The organism is Lysinibacillus sp. FSL M8-0355 (assembly GCF_038008985.1).
Classification (GTDB): Bacteria; Bacillota; Bacilli; order Bacillales_A; family Planococcaceae; genus Lysinibacillus; species Lysinibacillus fusiformis_D.
Genome location: NZ_JBBPAI010000001.1, coordinates 304,018 through 322,983 on the forward strand (window position 1 = coordinate 304,018; position 18,966 = coordinate 322,983).

The following is an 18,966-nucleotide window of genomic DNA, read 5'->3' on the forward strand; positions in this document are numbered from 1 at the left end:
GAAGGAAGCTTATGGTGAAATAATGACTACCTTAAATTAATCTTAAAAGTAGGTGAGGAAATGCAGGACGCATCAATTTTAGTGTTAGAGGATGAACGTGCCATTGCTGAAATGATTGAAATCATTTTAAGAAAAGAAGGAATTACCAATATTACATTATGTAACACAATTGAAGAAGCAAAAGATGAAATGAATACTAAAACATTTGACTTTTATCTATTAGATATCATGCTGCCAGATGGAAGTGGGCTGGATATCGCGAATAGGATTCGGGAAAAAAGTGATGCCCCTATTTTTTATTTAACTGCAAAAAGCAGTGATGCAGATAAGCTTCGCGGTTTTATGAATGGTGCAGATGATTATATTACAAAACCATTTAACCCATTAGAGCTTGTAGCACGAGTAAAGGTACAGTTAGTCCGTTACATGAAGAAAAAGAGTGTACCAGAAAATCATGTATTTACTTGCAGCCGTTTTACATTTGACATTGACGCAGCAGAAATCGAGGTAGACGGGGTGAAGGAAATAATCAGTGGTCGCTTGTTTCATTTATTAAAATATTTATGTGACAATGTAGGGCAAGTGTTATCAAAAGAGCAAATATACGAGCGCGTATGGGGCGATTGCTTATTTGATGATAATACAGTGATGGTACATATAAGAAAGCTGCGAGAAAAAATAGAAAAAAATCCTGGAAAGCCGACCTGCATTATTACTGTCAGAGGTATTGGCTATAAGCTTGTTGGAGACATTTCTTCATGAAGTCTGCTGGAAAATTAACACTACGTTTTGTGTCGTATTTCATCATATTCTATCTATTGATCATTTCAGGTTTTATTATAAGTCTGGTGTTTTTCGCTATCTTTATCAATGAACGTGTCGGTGACAACATTCATGTAATGAGCTCCTTTGAAATTGAAGATGATGCAGTTGTAGAGAAAGGGAAGACGGTTAAAATTGCTGATTATTTAGTGAAGAGAGCTGAGGAAAATGTAGGACAGCTCTATTTATTTGATTCATCCATGACAATTGTTGATTATACGGGAGATACATGTGGATTATGTGGAAAGTCAGATAATGAACTATTGGCATTGAAACAACCGGGTATGCATACGTGGGAACTGCCAAATTACTATTTATTATTTCTTCCGACTACTCCTGTCCAACCACTTTTTGAGGAGGCACTTGAAAACTGGACAGCAACAGGGAATATTTCTGCTGTAACACGGCAACGTCTAAAAGAAAATAAAGCCAGTGTTGAAATCTATGACGAGCAATGGAATCGGATTGAAGTCATTGGCGAACGCTATGAGAAGCTAAATAAGCCACAATTACTAGAGGAAAAATACGATATTTTCGAGCATGCGGAGCTGAAGCAAAGCACAGCCTTAGCCAACGATATGACATTTGTTGTGCGAATGCCTAACCCATCTTATAAGCCTTTTGAAGAGCCTTTTAATAAGGCGATGGTATTGTTCGTTTCTATCTTCTTTGGAGGGCATATTATATTGCTGTTGGGCGTTATCTTTTTATCCATCAGTATTTCACGACAATTTGTACGACCATTAGTCTATGTTATATCACGCATTGAACGACTAACTCAATTTGATTACAGTGAAATTAGTGATAAAAAAATCCATCATCAAAAAACAGGGAAGTTAAAACGGAAATTTAAACTGTTTCAACCTGTAGAGGAGTCACTCAATCATCTATCTGAACGACTTGATTCAAATGAAAGACAAATCAAGCATGCAGAGCATTTACGTGAGGAGTGGATAACAGGCTTATCGCACGATCTAAAGACCCCGTTAAGCTCCATTTATGGCTATTCCACTATGCTTGCATCTGAGGAATATGAGTGGACAAAGGATGAGATGCGTATTTTTGCACAAACCATGCAAGAAAAGGCGACATACATGGATGCACTCATTCAGGATTTAACCTATACGTACCAATTAAAAAATAAAGCGATACAGCTGGATAAAGTGTTATTACCGCTAGCCATATGGTTACCACAATTTGCAGATGAACAGGTATGTGTAAAGGTATATGGTGATGTGTTGCTGCAAGCAGATGAGCTTTTACTTAAGCGGATTATGGATAATTTAATAACTAATGCGAAAAAGTATACGCCTGAAGGCACGAAGGTCGTTGTGGAGGCACAACATACTGGTAAAGAAGTAATGCTAACCATTGCTGACCAAGGCCCTGGTATTCCGCAGGAGGAGCTCGATAATCTATTCGAACGCTATTATCGAGGAACGAATACGACAGATGATACAACAGGAACAGGGCTAGGACTAGCCATTACGAAACAGCTCATTGATTTACACAATGGCACAATTAGTGTTCGTTCAGGCCAAGATGGAACCATCTTCGTTCTAAAATTCCAATGTCACTAGTGTTAGATTCGATTTCTAGAGAGGAATGCTCTTGAAGGACGAGGCTTATTAAACAGAGTAAAGAGGTATCAAAGTGTTTTATTTGATACCTCTTTTTGTTTTATTTATTTTTCGTACAACGCTCGGCTGGCTGTTCAATTTTAACATAGCGCCATAAGTTATTAGCGATATCGCGCGCTTCTGCGATATGTTCTGTGCCAACGAATGCCTTACGGAAAGGAGTAAGAAGTGATTCGATGATAAAAAGCTTTGGTTTTTCGCGCTGTAGCTCTTCTAATAAGAATTGAGCATATTCCAAACCCTCCATTGTTTCGTTGTTCGACAAACCCTTTGTAAAGCCTTGTAATTGTTCGATAACCATTTCTTTTGTAACGGTTTTATAGTTCACCACATTTTGAATGGTATTGATCATTTCAACACTCACGATGATTTCTTTCGACTCAAGCATCGTGGGTATAATTACGCTAATATTACGCAATGCTACACGTACAATAGCTTCTCGATTGATATATTTATAATCGGCAATAAAGACAGCACGTAGAGTGAGGTTAATCATCCCAAGTGTTTGGACAGCACATTCATAGCTAATTGGGCTAATCTCTTCGCCAAAAACTTGTACTAGTCGGCTGGCTAGCCATTCTAATTCTTGTAAATGGTAGTTAATAATGATTTTCTTTAGTTCTTTATCTCTTGATTGGAAGACGGATTCGAAAATCTGTATTAAATTATGTTCACGATTGACATACATGAGAACAGCGACTTGCTGTGTCAATACTTCTAAATCTGTAGGGTCTTTACCATAGATAAGCTCATGACGACGATTACTAGCTTCTTCACGCCCTTCATCCAAAATGGCGATTAAGCATTCGTTTTTCGAAGTAAAGTGATTATAAAATGTACCTTTTGAGATTTTAGCTGCATTGATGATGTCATTAATCGATGTATCTAGAAAACCCTTTTCAATAAAAAGTTCACGTGCTGCTGTAATAATCTGTCTTTTTCTTTTGTTCATAACCTCACCTTTTTTATATTATTATACTCTTATTCTACACTTAAAACCCTTGCATATCAACGTTTATAAAAAATATAAACTTATTTGTTGAAAAAAGTAGACTACGAGTATAAAATAAGTTTTATCGCAAAACACAAGAAAGAATTGAGGGATATAAATGAATAGTGAGCAAACAATGAAAAAGCCCCCTTACGGCATGATAGCTATTCTATTTGTGGGTGCTTTTGTTGCTTTTCTAAACAACACATTGTTGAATGTGGCATTACCAACAATCATGAAGGATTTTGGGATTACCTATTCAAAGGTACAATGGTTAGCAACAGGGTATATGCTCGTGAGCGGTATTTTAGTGCCCGCTTCAGCATTCTTTGTGACACGCTTTAAAAATAGACATTTATTTATAACAGCGATGTCCATCTTTACAATCGGTACAATTATGGCAGGCTTTGCGCCAAACTTTGGTGTGCTGCTAGCAGGTCGTATGGTGCAAGCAGCTGGGGCTTCTAGTATGTCACCACTTTTAATGAATGTTATGCTAACAAGCTTCCCGAAAGAGAAGCGTGGAGCAGCGATGGGGATCTTTGGTTTAGTAATGATCATGGCGCCAGCAATTGGTCCTACATTATCAGGCTACATTGTGGAGCATCATGATTGGCGTATGCTCTTCCAAATGATTATTCCATTTGCAATAATTAGTTTATTATTTGGTGTGTGGAAACTAAGAAACGTGATGGAGACACGTGAAGTTCACTTAGATTTCCCTTCAGTCCTTTTATCAACAGTTGCATTCGGTGGTATTTTATACGGCTTTAGTACAGCGGGGGATAAAGGCTGGTCAAGTCCATGGGTATATGGAACAATTACAGTTGGCTTCATCGCTTTAATAATTTTTATCATTAAGCAGTTGAAAATGGATGAGCCACTTCTGGAATTACGTATTTATAAATACCCAATGTTTGCTTTAGGGTCTGTCATCTCAGTTATTATCTCTATGGCGATGTTCTCAGGGATGATTTTAACACCAGCATATGTACAGTCTATTCGTGGTATTGAACCATTTGAGGCAGGTTTAATGATGCTTCCAGGGGCACTTGTTATGGGGATTATGTCACCAATCACTGGTAAACTTTTCGATAAATTTGGCCCTCGAGTGTTGGCCATTATTGGCTTAACAATCACAACAATTGCAACATTTGGTTTAACAAAATTAGAAATTGATTCAAGCTACACATATATCGTTTCAATGTATACAATTCGTATGTTTGGTATGTCGATGGTCATGATGCCAATTATGACAAACGGTTTAAATCAACTACCACAAATTATGAATCCTCATGGTACAGCTATTAACAATACATTACAGCAGGTATCAGGAGCAATCGGTAGTGCGATTTTAGTTACATTTATGAATAATCGTACAAAAGCAAAAGCAGAAGAATTAATTGTAGAAGCCAAAGCGAATGCTGCACAATCAGGAGCGGCACCTACAGCAGAGCAAATGCAACAAATGCAAGATCAGATTATGCAAACTGCCTTATTAGATGGTATTACACACTCCTTCTTAATTGCAGCGGGTATAACAGTGATTGCAGTAGTACTTGCCTTCTTCTTAAAACGAGTAAAAGTTGAAAGCACAGCAGCTTCAATGGATTTAAAAAAACCAACTAAATAATGAACAGAACCCCCTTTATAGGTAAAACATTTACCAACGAAGGGGGTTTTTTATATGTTTATTTGAAAAAAAATTTTAGGATTGTTGTTATTTTTCATCATTTTATTTTATATGATAATAATAATTTACAGAAAATTTAGATTTTTATATAATGAGGTGCTTTCGTGGTAGATGCATATATCAATGACTTAGTGAACGAAAAGGAACTGCCAGGAGCTGTATTAATTGTTCAACAGCAACAAAACAGGCTATTAACAGGCAGTTATGGAGCCTATACAGCTGAGGATGGTAGTAAGCAAGCTATTGTAAATCATACGCTGTTTGATTTAGCTTCCTTAACGAAGGTTGTAGCTACAGTACCAGCTATTTTACTGCTGATAAGTCGAAATCAATTAACATTAAGAGAGCCTGTTCAAACATTTTTGCCTACATTTCATTACCCAGATATGACGATTCAACAGTTATTACAGCATTGCTCAGGGCTACCGGCAGATTTAACACCAGCGGTAGAGCGGAATCACAGACGTGACATCATGCAGGAGATAATGGCAAGTGAAGTAGTGTGTCAGCCAAATAAACAGGTGCTATATAGTGATTTAGGCATGATTCTACTAGGAAAGGTGATTGAACAGGTTACTGGGTGCTCATTCAACAGTTTTGTAGAGCAAGAAATTTTTAAGCCATGGGGCATGCACCATACTCGTTTTCGATTGCAGGAGCAACAAAGAAGGCATGCGGCATCAACTGAAATGTTTGCAGGGAAATTTGTTCAGGGGATTGTTCATGATGAAAAAGCTCTATTACTCGATGGGGTTGCTGGGAGTGCAGGCTTGTTTTCGTGCGCAGAGGATTTAGCAAAGTATGCGGAAATTTTTTTAGGGATCAGGCAACAAACGGTTATTCCATATGAATGGATGGAGCTTACCTATACAAAAACATTCAAAAATAGGGGACTTGGTTTTGAAGTATGGAGAGGGGACGATACATCACTTTGTTTTGGTAGGAGGTGGAGCAAGAACTCATTTGGTCATACAGGATTTACAGGCACGAGTATTTGGATGGACCCTATTCAAAAAGCATTTGTTATTTTCTTAACGAATGCGGTGCATTATGGGAGAAATACAAAGCTGCGAAGGATTCGGGAGAAGCTTCATACGATGATTTATGAAAAATTACTGATATGAAGGGTGGATCTGTTGGTATGAGACAAAAGAGTAAATGGTTATTGCCGTTTCTTTTATTACTCGTTGTAGCTTTAGTAGGCTGTAACACTGATAAGAAATCAACGAACGCAACAACACCTGGTAAAGAAGACGGGCCGAAAACAGAAGAGGTTTCCCTAACAATAGGGAGTTGGCGGACAGAAGATGTTGCCAAATATGAAAAAGTAATTGCTTTATTTAATGAACAACATCCTGATATACACATTTCCTTTAACCCAACTAAAAATACAGAATATAACACAGTCCTCAATACAGCATTACAAGCGGGGGAAGGACCAGATATTTTCCACTTGCGTCCATATGCAGCTGGGTTGAAGCTTGCAGAGGCGGGTTATGTTGAGAAAATAAATGACTTAAGCGGTTTGCGTGCATATCCTGAAGAGGCATTAATGGCTTCACGTGATGAGCAAGGGAATCAGTATGGTGTACCAATTAATTTAAGCTCAACGCAATTTTTCTACAATAAAAAGATTTTTAAAGATAATAATCTCGAAGTTCCTACTACATGGGATGAATTTATAGCCTTAAATGATCAATTATTAGAAAAGGGCATTACACCCATTGCAATGGGTACAAAAGAAGGCTGGTTATTATCGTTGCTACACGGTATTGTGGGCCCCGCTATTTATGAAGGAAATGATTTCTATCAAGCAGTGCTTACGGGAGAAAAGGATTTCTCAGACGCTCAGTTTATCGAATCTATACAAGTGATGAACGACTTGAAAAAGTATTTTCCAGCTAATTCAGAAGGCTTGGGAATGGATGATATTCGTACATTGTTCGCTTTAGAGGATGCAGCGATGTTCCCGCTCGGTAGCTGGGAAATTCCTGTTGTCTTAGAAATGAATCCAGATTTAGATTTAGGGTATTTCCCGATTCCTTCAAAAGAAGGTCATAAAACAGTGACAACTTGGGTAGATGGTTCATTTGCGATCAATGCAAATTCAAAAAATAAAGAAGCAGCTAAAGAATTTTTAGCGTTTTTAACAACAAAGGAATTTGGTGAACTGTTTGTGAGGGAATTTTCTATGATCAGTGCTATTCCTGGCATTACTTCTGATGACGCCTTGCTAAATGACATTAGTAACTCGACTGCTAATGAAGCAACACCATATATGTGGGTGACTAATTTTACTGGTGGGGACCCGACAACAAAGAGCTTGCTTGAGAGTGAGCTACAGGGCATGTACTTAGATCAGGTAACGCCTGAAGAGGTAGCCAAAAAAGTACAGGAAAACGCTAAAGCTTGGTTTACGCCCTTTCAGCAATAAGTAATGTATTAAGATAGACCCCTGAAACTCCACTAAGGTGTATAGGGGTCTTGTTGTCTCATTATGATTAAAGGGGGCTGTTCAGCATGAAAGAATCTACAGCTTCATCGTCAAGAAAGGGGAAATCGTGGGCAAAATGGACAATACATCTTTTCCCAATTCCTGCACTAATAGTATACGGAATGTTTGTGCTTTATCCGATAGTAGCAGCTTTATCCTATAGTTTTTTTGAATGGAAAGGGATGGCTCGTGGTGGTTTCATTGGCTTCCAAAATTTTGTGACGCTTTTTACGACAGAACCTTATAGCTCTATGTTTTGGAACGCCTTCAAACATAATGTCCTGTATTTTGTTTTGCAAATGGTAGTGATGAATGGATTAGCATTCTTTCTTGCATTTATTATCTACCAAAAAGTTAAGGGAGCGGAGTTTTTTAAGGCGGCTTTCTTTCTACCACGATTATTATCAGTAATCGTAGTAGGTTTCTTATGGAAGCTCATCTTAAATCCTAATTTTGGTACCTTAAATGTTATTTTAGAGAAATTGGGTCTTGAAACCTTACAAAAGGCTTGGCTTGGAGATCCTGGAACAGCTTTAATAGCGATTATTTTAGTGAATTGTTGGTTTGGGCTTGGTTTTGGCGTTTTAATATTTTTAGCTGGCTTTCAAGGAATTCCAAGTGAGTTAGTTGAAGCAGCAAAATTGGATGGTGCCAAAGGTTTTACATTATTACGCACTATTTATTTGCCATTAATGGTGCCATCTATTATGATCATGGGAATTTTAACGTTTATCCAGTCCTTTGAGGCATTTGAGCTTGTATATGCGATGCAGGGCTCCATGGGAGAGCCATATTATTCTACAGATACTTTAGCTGTGTTTTTCTATCGCTTGGCATTTGGTAGCTCTACAGCTTCTGGAGCGACAGCTATTGGGCTAGGTTCTGCGCTAGCAACGGTACTATTCCTATTTATTTTAGTTTGTACCACGGTGTTTTTACGCTTGGCCAATAAAAGGGATGTCCAAATGTAAGGGGTGAATATAGTGAAGCAAGGTGCAATATGGGTTCGACCTTTTTATTATCTTGTGGTATTTACGGTGGCGACCATTAGTTTATATCCCATTTTGTTAATGATTTTATCTTCATTTAAAAAAAGCGTGGACATTTACAAAAATCCATTAGGCTTACCAACTAGCTTTAGCTTAGAGACTTACCGTACATTATTATCTAAAATCCCATTTACAACGTATTTTTTAAACAGCCTGTTTGTTAGCGTTGTATCTGTTGTATTGATTGTTGTTGTTTGTTCATTGGCTTCATTTTATATTGCTCGCTTTCAATTTTCTTGGAATCATGCATTGTTTTTTATTTTTTTATTAGGCATGATGATCCCTATAAAGCTAGGTATTGTACCGCTCTTTATTTTAATGCGTGATTTAGGATTAATTAATTCCTTATGGTCTTTAATTTTGATGAATATGGCGACAGGCATACCATTATCCATGCTGATCTTAACAGGCTTTTTTAAAACGATGCCTTATGAGCTGGAGGAGGCTGCCCGTATAGATGGGGCAGGAAACTTAAGAGTCCTTTGGCATGTGGTATTACCGTTAATGAGACCAGCACTTGGAACAGTCGTCATTATTAACTTTATCGCTGCATGGAATGATTTTTTCTTCCCGCTTATTTTTATTACAGAGAAAATGAAACGGACGATACCTGTTGGAATGATGTCACTCTTTGGGGAACATTCCGCAGATTGGGGCTCGCTGTTTGCAGGTCTAACATTAGCATCATTACCAATGATCTTATTATTCTTCATTGCTTCAAAGCAATTTATGGAAGGGCTGACGGCTGGTGCTATTAAATAGACAATACATTATTGCGGTAGATGGAGGCGGAACGAGAACTCGCGCAGTAGTCGGAACGAAAGAAGGAGAAGTGCTGGCAGTTGTTGAAGGAGCCGGAACAAATATGAAGGCGACACCACCAAACGTGGTAAGGATACAGATTGAGCATCTACTAGCCCAGTTATTACAAAAGATAGCTGTGACAAAGAGTGATGTTTCGACTGTGTTCTTATGTGTGGCAGGAGGAGATCGACAAGTAGATAAAGTCCGCTGGGAGCAATGGATTGGTTTCATTTTCCCTGCTAGCTCTTGTAAGGTAACGATCACCAATGATGCAGTAGCGGCTCTTACTAGCGGTACATTTACCCAGCAAGGGCTCGTTGTGATAGCAGGTACAGGCTCCATCGTATACGCTGTCGGGAAAGATCATCAAGTTAGTCGTGTTGGAGGATGGGGTTATTTATTTGGAGATGAAGGCAGTGGCTACTATATTGGGCAAGAGGCATTGCGTGAAATTGCCCAGCATTATGATGTTTCTGGCATGAATGGAGATGTCTTTACTGCGGCCATTTTAGAGCAGCTAGCATTAACAAATCCTACTGACATCATTACCTATGTTTATGAGCATCCACAACCACGTGTCTTCATAGCCTCTATAGCTCGGACGGTGTTAAGTTTAGCTGAACAACAGAATGATAAAGCAAAGAATATTGTCGAACAGGCTGTTCATCATTTAGTGCAATTCCTCCAAACGATGCTGAAAAAAGAACCACAAGTGAAAAATTGGCCTATTGTCATATGTGGAGGTTTATTTGAAAATCTTTATTTTAAGCAATGTTTTCAAGAGAAATTACGGCTAGCAACTAGGCATAATCGGCTCATACAACCTGAAGTGCCACCTGTTATTGGGGCTTTCATTAATGGGCTTTTGAGTGAGGGGATTCAAATGACAGAAGCTTTACAGCAAACGGTAAAGGGAACTTGGATGAGCATCCATGAAAAGAGCGCGGGGGGATTTAAATTCAATGGAACGCATGACAAAACTGACGACTGAAGGCTACCATCCAGATACGACAAATCTAGATTTAATGTCCACTGCTGAAATTGTAAAGCTGATGAATGAAGAGGATAAAAAAATACCGTTAGCCATAGCCAAAGTTTTACCTGAGATTGAACAAGCTATTACAGCTACTGTTCATGCACTGAAGAATGGTGGCCGTTTATTTTATGTAGGTGCAGGGACGAGTGGGCGAATTGGTTTGCTTGATGCAGTGGAATGTCCGCCCACATTTAGTACCTTACCAGCGCTTGTACAGGCAATATTGGCTGGTGGGGAAGAGGCAGTCATGATTGCCGTAGAAGGAGCGGAGGATGATCTGTCATTAGGCGAAGCAGAGTTAAAGAAACGACAGCTAACAAACCGCGATGTAGTGATTGGAATTGCGGCAAGTGGTAGAACACCTTTTGTGAAGGGGGCATTAATATATGCGCAGCAAATAGGAGCGAAAACCATCAGCTTAGTTAGTAATTCTCATTCTGCCATTAGTCAGTATACGGACATTGCGATAGAGGTGATTACTGGTCCTGAAATTTTGACAGGGTCTACAAGATTAAAGGCTGCCACTGCCCATAAACAAATACTGAATATGATTACAACAGCCACAATGATCAAGCTTGGCAAAGTCTATAAAAATTTAATGGTGGATGTCCATGCTAGTAACTTTAAATTGCGAGAGCGAGCTAAACAAATAGTTTGTGATGTGACAGGTGTTGCTTATAGTCAGGCTGAAAGTGTTTTGGAGCAAACTAATTTTCAAGTGAAGCTATCGATTGTGATGCTACTGACGAATACAACAATAGAAGAAGCAACGGAATTACTAGCCCAATCCGAAGGGCATGTACGTAGAGCAGTGGAATGAAGAAAGTTTTGATGCGAGATGTGAATGGAAACCTCCATTCAACAAGAGACGAGGATGGAAGAATGGACAAAATAAATGCTGGCTTAATTATGCTTGCAGAAATGCGAGAGAAGCTACCTCCTTCAGAAAAAAAGGTAGCGAGCTTTATTTTAGACTACCCAACACAGGCAATTAAAATGACTGCGGTTGAATTGGGAGAAGCAAGTCATACAAGTAGTGCGGCTGTCATTCGTCTGTGTAAATCGTTAAATATAAGTGGTGTTCAAGAGCTGAAATTACGTATCGCTGGTGATTTACAACATACGAAAACAGTAGATCGGGATATTGAGGCAAATGAAGCATTGCCATCGATTGTAGAAAAGGTGACGATGCAAAGTAGTGAAATTTTGGCACAAACAGCTAATTTAATAGATATAGTTGAATTAGAGCGTGCCATCACTGCTTTATCACAAGCTCGTAAAATTATATTTTTTGGAGTGGGTGCTTCAGGTATAGCAGCAATGGATGCAGATCAAAAATTTTTAAGAATCAATAAAAATAGTAGAGCTTTTATGGACCTACATTTAGGAGCTACAGCGGTAGTCAATGCACAGGAGGGAGATGTCGTAGTGGGCATTTCCTTTTCTGGAGAAACACATGAAGTGGCTAAAATTCTTGAGATAGCTAGGGAAACACCGGCAACTACAATTAGTTTAACGCGCTATGGTAGTTCTTTAGCAGCTAGTTTAGCGGACATTTGCTTATATGTATCTCCAAATGTTGAAGCTACTTTTAGAAGTGGTGCAACCTCCTCACGTCTTGCCCAACTACTCGTCATTGATATTTTATTTATGGGAGTCGTGACGAGTGCCTATGAGCAGACAGTTGACTATTTAGACGAAACACGTTCAGTCATTCAAGGGCTGCATAAAAAAGTGGCGAAACGAAAAAATAAAATAAAGTAAACGAAGGCGATCTATTATCCCATAGTATCGTCTTCGTTTTTGGTTTCGATTCAGCTGTAGTCGACGCCTTCCTCTAGAGTGTATGCTTAAAGGCGCTCTTCTGTTTCAGGGTCAAAGAAGTGGATTTTTTCCTCCCTCATGACAAAGGAAACCCTATCGGATGGGTGTAAATTATTGTCAGCCTGTACGCGTGCAATGAAATTTTGATTGTTTAAAGAACAATAAAGATAAGTTTCTGCACCTAGTAATTCAGTAACATCAATAGTTGCCTTAAAAGCAAAAGGAGAAACGACATCCGTAATTTGTAAATCCTCAGGACGTATACCCATAACAATCTCTTTCCCAAAATAATTTTTTTCCTTTAACAATGGTACGTACATGGATGGGATAGGGAAGCTCTGCTCTCCTAAAAGGATCTCTGTTTCTGTAAGGTGGCAATGGAATAAGTTCATGGATGGTGAACCAATAAAGCCTGCCACAAACATGTTATGAGGTGTATTATATACTTCCTTTGGCGTCCCGATTTGTTGAATAAGACCATCCTTCATCACGACGAGGCGAGTAGCCATTGTCATAGCCTCTGTTTGGTCATGCGTAACATAGATTGTAGTTGTTTGAATTCGTTGATGGAGTTTCTGGATTTCAGCACGCATTTGCACACGTAATTTGGCATCCAAATTAGAAAGAGGTTCATCCATTAAAAATACTTTAGCGTCTCTAACAATAGCTCGACCAAGTGCCACACGCTGACGTTGTCCACCTGATAAAGCTTTTGGCTTTCTTTTTAAATAATCCTCTAAACCTAATATTTTAGCAGCCTCTTTGACGCGGTGATCTATTTCCTTTTTATCGACCTTTCGGAGCTTTAAGCTAAACGCCATATTATCATAGACTGTCATATGTGGATATAAAGCATAGCTTTGAAATACCATGGCAATACTACGATCTTTTGACTCCACATCATTCATTAGGACATCATCAATATAGAGTTCTCCTTTTGATATGTCCTCTAAGCCAGCAATCATACGCAAAGTTGTGGTTTTTCCACAGCCAGATGGACCTACAAACACAATGAATTCTTTATTATGAATATGCAGATTGAAATCAGTTACAGCCTGAATATTTTTATCGTAAATTTTATAGATATGCTCTAACCGTAATTCCGCCATAATATACACCCCTTTGTAAGACATAATTTTATTGTAAATAACTTCAGCACAGAGTGATAGAGAAACAGTGCACAGTGTTGAGGCCATTAATTGTGCAGTTAACCTAAAGTGATTCTAAGAAAATAATTGCGAAATAAACTTCTAGTCGATGAGAAAAATGCCGAATGTCCTTTTGCGTCAATAGCTGAAATTTTTCTAAGCGATTTTGTAGTGTATTGCGATGCATATACATTTTTTTAGAAGCTAATGTGATATTCCCTTCATATTCAATCAATTGCTTTATCGTATGGAGTAATTCAGGCTGAGAGGTGGCACTTTTTAAGACAGAGGAAATAAAAATCTCCTTTTCATGTGACTCTATACGCTGCATGACATATGGCACTAAAATCTCCTGCTGTGTGAGTACATGCTTTGGTGTATAGGTCCAAATAAATTGTTGAAGGTGGACATACCAGCTAAATCGCTCCTTAGTCGTCGTTACGTCTGGTATAACATCAGATACGAAAATCTTAAAATGAGCCTGTAAATCCTCGATTAATGGATCAAGATAATGAGCAAAATTTAATATTTCATCACCCTTAATACATTCGATTATGACAAATAATTGTGGATGTATGGATAGCATGAAAATATCTTTTCCTAGTAAAGCTTCAAAGATTGTGCGGAGTAATGCAGGTGCTGTAAAATCTTTGTCGAAGTGAAGAAATAACAAACGATGTAGAGGAAGGATAGATGGAGCAATATCCGTTAGGTCTGTTAAATAATCTAGCCAAATCCTATCGTAGTCATGTGGCAAGGCAATGGGATCTGAGAAAATTTGCAACAGCTCAAATTCACTTTGTGTCACGGTATGTGCTGGAATTTCATAAAGATGGTTGTCAAAATTAAATACATAGTTTCCGTCTGTTTTACCTGAAAAGGGGGTTAATAATGGGAAGCGTTGCTGTAGTTTTTGAAGGTTCATTTATGCCACTCCTTTATTTGAATGGAGAGTAATAAAGTTAAATTAGTATAATTATATGATGAAATGTTTATAGTATTAATAGAAAAAACACGGATGTTAGCAAGTATGATAGTCATACTTATCTAATGTCCGTGTTATCTGTTTATGCCTCTTTTTTAAATAACTTCCCTGGCCAAAATGCATATTTACCTAGTACTGTTGTGATTGCTGGTACAAGCAATGGACGTACAATAAATGTATCGAGAAGCACACCAATGGCTGTAACGACACCAAATTGAACAAGCACCTGAATCGGTAAAGTTGCCAACACAGCAAACGTACCTGCCAAGATGAGTCCAGCGGATGTAATAACACTTCCTGTTCGGACGACACCTTCTTCTACAGCTGTTAAATGATCAGCAGTTTTACGCTTTTTCCAAATTTCTGAGATCATAAAGATATTATAATCTTCTCCGAGTGCTACTAGGAACACGAAGGAATACAGTGGTATAGCTCCAGAAATGGCTTCTGCACCCATGATATGATGCAAAATTAACCATCCAGCACCTAATGCTCCAAAGTAGGAAATAATAACGGTTGCTAATAAATAAACCGTAGCAGTAATAGAGCGTAAATAAACAAACAATAATAATGCGATTAAAGCAATCATGGTTGGCATGATCACGGTCTCATCACGCTTAGTTATTTGTTGTGTATCGTATTGGCTGGCTGTTTCTCCACCAATCCAAACATGCTTCTCAGCACTAGTGAGCCCTTGTACCTCCAACATTTTAATTACCTCAGCTTGAAGCTCAGGAATATGGGCTAATGATTCCTTTGCATAGGGGTTGACATTGAAAGTTAATTCGTACAATTGAATAGCCTTATTTTTATTGCCAGTTTGTACATCTGCAACACTATCAATATAAGAGATGTCAGCAAGTTGTTGCTGTAAATTAATATCGGTACCTTCAGTATCAATAACCAATTGAACAGGAGCTAGCTCTCCAGGAGAAAAATTCTCTTCTATTAAAGTAAAGCCTTCTCGGGACGGCATATCTTTTGGGAAGGATGAAAGCAGATCAAACGTGTATTGAATACGTGGAACGAATGCTGCCAATCCCCCGAGTAAAATGACTGTTACAGCAATAACAATCCATGGTTTATGTGTAACAAAACGTCCGATTTTATGACTAACCTTATGTGAAGGTTTATGCTGCTTTTTACCTTTTTTATTTGCCATTTCCTCAGTACGAGGGATGAAGGGAAAGAAAGCTACACGTCCTATTATGACAAGAATAGCTGGTAGGACAACAAGTGCTGCAATTCCCATTACAAGCACGCCAAAGCTAAATGGCACAGCAAAGCGTTGGAATGCACCATAATGAGCAAGACTAAGAGTAGCTAGACCAATGACAACCGTCAAAGCACTCATTAAAATGGCACCACCTGATTCTTTGACAGTCAGCTTCATAGCAGCAGTCTTATCCTCAACATCTAAGAGAATTTCTCTATATTTAGAAATTAAAAATAAACAATAGTCAGTACCTGCACCAAAGAGTAAAACAGTCATAATGGATACTGCTTGCGAATCCTTATCTATCCATCCTTGGTCAGCAAAGAAACCAAGTGTCGGACTAATAACACCATAGGCAAGACCTACAACAATTAAAGGAATAATAGCCAGTAATGGTGAACGATAAATGATAATAAGTAATACTAAAACGAGCAATACGGTTGCTATTAATAATTTCACGTCTGCCTGTGAAAATAAACTGACAGCATCAGTGGCAATCCCAACTGGTCCAGAATAGCGGACATGGAGTGCATCACTGGATAATTTCTCATCTAATTGAACTTGATAGCGTTCCATTACCTTTGTCAGATGATCTAAACTATCCTGTAGCATATCTGTAGCGACATCTTTTTCAAAAAACACTGGTGTCACAATCGTTGTGCCATTTTCGGAAGCGGAAGTCATTAAAGCCTGTGGTGGCATTTGATCAAATGGTGGGATCATTGTTTGATGGGCTAAGGGCTTTGCCTGAAGCTCGCTATAAACACCTTGGATAGCCGTAAAATCCTCAATGCTAAGACCACTGTCACGATGCCAAACTAGTAATAAAGGTGTTCCAGCATCGTTAGGGAATTGCTCGGCAATAATCGCCGCTGCTTGCTCAGACATTTCAGTATCAGGTAAATTTTTACCGGATTCACTTTCTATACTATTGATTTGTGGCCATGCAAACGACAGCACCACTACTAATAACACCCAAAAAGCTAATGCTAATAAGCGACCCTTTTTACTTGCAACCATTGAGCCCCATTGCTCAAGTGGATGTTTTTTCATGAGAAGACCTCCATTTCATGTAAGTGATTTAATTATATATACTAGAAGGTTAATTAATCAACCTAGAAATATTCATATGTTATACTATGTGTAAAAAGTATGCTTAATTTAAGGAGGCGAACTTGTTGAAACAATCACCGCGTGTTCTCGGGAGACCTCGCCATGATGGAAATGCGAAACCAACAAAAGATCTTGTCCTTGAAACGGCCACAAGACTTTTTATTAAAGAAGGCTACAAAAATATTTCGATGGATGATGTAGCTAAAGCTTGTAACGTAACAAAGGCGACTATCTATTACTACTACCCAACTAAAGGTGAATTATATACATCTGCATTAATTGCTATGATGGATCGAATCAAGCTATCTATCCTAGAAATTTTAGAGCAGCCTATACCATTTAAAGAGCGATTAGAGCAGCTTGTGGCAGTTCATTTATCAGCGACTATCGATATTGATATGAAAAATTTTATGAAAGAGGCAACCATCAATTTATCGGAACCACAGCTGAAACAAGTACAGGCATCTGAAAATGATATGTATCAAACAATAGAGCAGACCATGCAAGTGGAGATGGATAATGGCACGATTCGAAAAGGAAATGCTAAATTTTTCGCTCATAACTTTATGGCATTAATGACAGTAGGATATTTTAAAGATGGCGAAGGTAAAACTTTGCTAGGCTCAGTAGATGTGACGGCAAAGGAAGTAACAAATTTCTTTTGGCTGTCTGTTGAAAATAAATAAAACTTAATGATTATGTGATTTTTGATAACAGGAGTTATCTCATTATTCGAGGTAACTTCTTTTATGTTGTTGAAAAAAGATCATGTCACTAGCAGAAAACGACCTTTTAGCAAGGTGGGGGGTGATTTCCGTTCCGCCAGCGTCCTTTCCAGGGGGCGTTCGATGAGCCGCTTCACTCACTTCCGTTCGCTCCAGGGTCTCCTCTGTGACGCTAAATCCCCTAGGAGTGACGCTGGCTCCACTCCAATCAACCATTCTGCAAAGTGTCTTAACTTTTTTCATAGTAGCATAGCGATCAAATCGCCCATTATCTGTATTCTTAATGAGTGACAACACCTCTTCATAAAGAGTAGTGAACACCTTCATTTATTTGAAAACCTCTGCTAAAAAGGTAACATTTTGTAGGTTGGAGTGGAAGGCTACTTGACTCCCGTGGGATAGTGAGACAGGCAAGCCTCTAAACGGAGCGGCTATGCGCTCGCCCACAGGCAAGCAAGTAGCCTGCAACGGAAATCCATTTTCACCTGTCACCAAAACTCTATGGATTGTTTTATTTTTCAACACTATTAAAGGAGTTATCTCATTATTTGAGGTAACTCCTTTAATTGTGATATGGGTCACATACATTGATAATGGTTCTCATTTATAGTGTAGCTATAGATGACAGAGGAGGAGAAAAAATGAATTCGACAGAACAGCGTTTACCTACACATCTCTTTTTAGCGAAGCTAGGAAAGACAATTTTACGTCCAGGTGGAAAGGAGGCTACGAACCGAATATTAGAGGCTTGTCAGCTACATGAAGATAGCCATGTCCTAGAGGTGGCTACGAATACAGGAGCGACAGCAATACATATTGCTAAAGCATACAATGCTAAAGTAAGTGGAATTGATATTAATAAAGAGGCAGTTCAAAAAGCAAATGAGATTATTATTCGTGAAAATGTACAGCATCTCGTTCAAATTCAACAAGGAAATGCTACACAATTACCATTTGATGATGCAACCTTCGATGTGGTTATAAATGAAGCGATGCTCACAATGCTACCACAGGAATTAAAAGAACAGGCTTTAGCTGAATATAGGAGGGTTTTGAAGCCAGGCGGTATTTTAGCAACACATGATTTAGTTGTTAAAGCATCAAGTGAAGAAAGTGTTACTGATGAAATTGAGGCACTGCGTAATGTCATTGTTGTGAAGGCACAGCCACTATCAAAGCATCATTGGCAAACTTTAGTTGAAAATACAGGATTCAAACCTGTAGATGTGCATACTGGAGAACTCCACTTAGTATCTTTGGTAGGGCTTATACGAGATGAGGGCTTAGATGGTTTAATACGTATCATTGAAAATGCACGAAAAAATTCGGATGATGAGCAATATTTCCTTGAAATAATTGAGCATTTTGATCATGCTCGCCATCATTTTGGTCACATTACCATCATTGCAAAAAAGCAAGGATAGCC

At 38.5% G+C, this 18,966-nt stretch carries 16 protein-coding genes; 12 read left to right on the forward strand and 4 right to left on the reverse strand.

All coding sequences use genetic code 11. The features are described 5' to 3' along the window. Positions 1 to 60 precede the first annotated feature (60 nt). Both MKY46_RS01505 and MKY46_RS01510 read left to right on the forward strand, forming a co-directional pair. Positions 61 to 762, forward strand: coding sequence for a response regulator transcription factor (locus MKY46_RS01505; protein ID WP_101966981.1), 702 nt, complete (start codon positions 61 to 63; stop codon positions 760 to 762). Then, positions 759 to 2,402, forward strand: a complete 1,644-nt coding sequence (locus MKY46_RS01510) for a sensor histidine kinase (RefSeq protein WP_089934951.1) — start codon at positions 759 to 761, stop codon at positions 2,400 to 2,402. The genes MKY46_RS01505 and MKY46_RS01510 overlap by 4 nt, the downstream gene beginning before the upstream one ends. A gap of 100 nt (positions 2,403 to 2,502) precedes the next feature. Here MKY46_RS01510 and MKY46_RS01515 read toward each other — a convergent pair whose 3' ends face one another. After that, a complete protein-coding gene (locus MKY46_RS01515; RefSeq protein WP_036118149.1) occupies positions 2,503 to 3,414 on the reverse strand; it encodes a TetR/AcrR family transcriptional regulator in 912 nt (303 codons plus the stop codon). Between the two features lie 157 nt (positions 3,415 to 3,571). On the opposite strand from MKY46_RS01515, the gene MKY46_RS01520 reads away from it, so the two are divergent. From MKY46_RS01520 to MKY46_RS01555, 8 genes are all read left to right on the forward strand, one after another. Continuing rightward, a complete protein-coding gene (locus tag MKY46_RS01520; RefSeq protein ID WP_036118147.1) occupies positions 3,572 to 5,086 on the forward strand; it encodes a DHA2 family efflux MFS transporter permease subunit in 1,515 nt (504 codons plus the stop codon). A 164-nt stretch (positions 5,087 to 5,250) separates the two neighbouring features. Beyond that, positions 5,251 to 6,270 (forward strand): serine hydrolase domain-containing protein, encoded by a 1,020-nt coding sequence (locus tag MKY46_RS01525; protein ID WP_036118145.1) that lies wholly within the window; start codon positions 5,251 to 5,253, stop codon positions 6,268 to 6,270. Continuing rightward, the gene (locus MKY46_RS01530) at positions 6,267 to 7,580 is read left to right on the forward strand and encodes an ABC transporter substrate-binding protein (RefSeq protein ID WP_196243723.1); all 1,314 of its coding nucleotides are present in this window, start codon (positions 6,267 to 6,269) and stop codon (positions 7,578 to 7,580) included. The genes MKY46_RS01525 and MKY46_RS01530 overlap by 4 nt, the downstream gene beginning before the upstream one ends. Before the next feature lie 86 nt (positions 7,581 to 7,666). Continuing rightward, complete coding sequence (locus tag MKY46_RS01535; protein WP_036118142.1) at positions 7,667 to 8,611, forward strand: carbohydrate ABC transporter permease; 945 nt, start codon at positions 7,667 to 7,669, stop codon at positions 8,609 to 8,611. A gap of 12 nt (positions 8,612 to 8,623) precedes the next feature. Next, positions 8,624 to 9,451 carry a carbohydrate ABC transporter permease gene (locus tag MKY46_RS01540; RefSeq protein ID WP_051891576.1) on the forward strand — a complete coding sequence of 276 codons (828 nt, stop codon included), beginning with the start codon at positions 8,624 to 8,626 and terminating at the stop codon, positions 9,449 to 9,451. Beyond that, complete coding sequence (locus MKY46_RS01545) at positions 9,438 to 10,484, forward strand: N-acetylglucosamine kinase (protein ID WP_051891575.1); 1,047 nt, start codon at positions 9,438 to 9,440, stop codon at positions 10,482 to 10,484. The genes MKY46_RS01540 and MKY46_RS01545 overlap by 14 nt, the downstream gene beginning before the upstream one ends. Continuing rightward, entirely contained in the window at positions 10,456 to 11,349 is an 894-nt protein-coding gene (gene murQ / locus MKY46_RS01550; RefSeq protein ID WP_036118138.1) for an N-acetylmuramic acid 6-phosphate etherase, read from the forward strand. The genes MKY46_RS01545 and murQ overlap by 29 nt, the downstream gene beginning before the upstream one ends. 62 nt (positions 11,350 to 11,411) lie before the next feature. Then, positions 11,412 to 12,293 carry a MurR/RpiR family transcriptional regulator gene (locus tag MKY46_RS01555; protein ID WP_036118170.1) on the forward strand — a complete coding sequence of 294 codons (882 nt, stop codon included), beginning with the start codon at positions 11,412 to 11,414 and terminating at the stop codon, positions 12,291 to 12,293. Between the two features lie 86 nt (positions 12,294 to 12,379). Here MKY46_RS01555 and MKY46_RS01560 read toward each other — a convergent pair whose 3' ends face one another. The 3 genes from MKY46_RS01560 to MKY46_RS01570 form a co-directional block, all read right to left on the reverse strand. Next, positions 12,380 to 13,462: an ABC transporter ATP-binding protein gene (locus tag MKY46_RS01560; RefSeq protein WP_036118135.1), complete on the reverse strand. Its 1,083-nt coding sequence runs from the start codon at positions 13,460 to 13,462 to the stop codon at positions 12,380 to 12,382. A 103-nt stretch (positions 13,463 to 13,565) separates the two neighbouring features. Continuing rightward, positions 13,566 to 14,426: a PucR family transcriptional regulator gene (locus MKY46_RS01565; protein WP_036118132.1), complete on the reverse strand. Its 861-nt coding sequence runs from the start codon at positions 14,424 to 14,426 to the stop codon at positions 13,566 to 13,568. A 142-nt stretch (positions 14,427 to 14,568) separates the two neighbouring features. After that, positions 14,569 to 16,755 (reverse strand): MMPL family transporter, encoded by a 2,187-nt coding sequence (locus MKY46_RS01570; RefSeq protein ID WP_036118128.1) that lies wholly within the window; start codon positions 16,753 to 16,755, stop codon positions 14,569 to 14,571. Positions 16,756 to 16,880: 125 nt separating this feature from the next. On the opposite strand from MKY46_RS01570, the gene MKY46_RS01575 reads away from it, so the two are divergent. Continuing rightward, the gene (locus MKY46_RS01575) at positions 16,881 to 17,501 is read left to right on the forward strand and encodes a TetR/AcrR family transcriptional regulator (RefSeq protein ID WP_036118125.1); all 621 of its coding nucleotides are present in this window, start codon (positions 16,881 to 16,883) and stop codon (positions 17,499 to 17,501) included. 680 nt (positions 17,502 to 18,181) lie between these two features. Continuing rightward, positions 18,182 to 18,964 (forward strand): methyltransferase domain-containing protein, encoded by a 783-nt coding sequence (locus MKY46_RS01580; protein ID WP_141905214.1) that lies wholly within the window; start codon positions 18,182 to 18,184, stop codon positions 18,962 to 18,964. Positions 18,965 to 18,966: the final 2 nt, after the last annotated feature.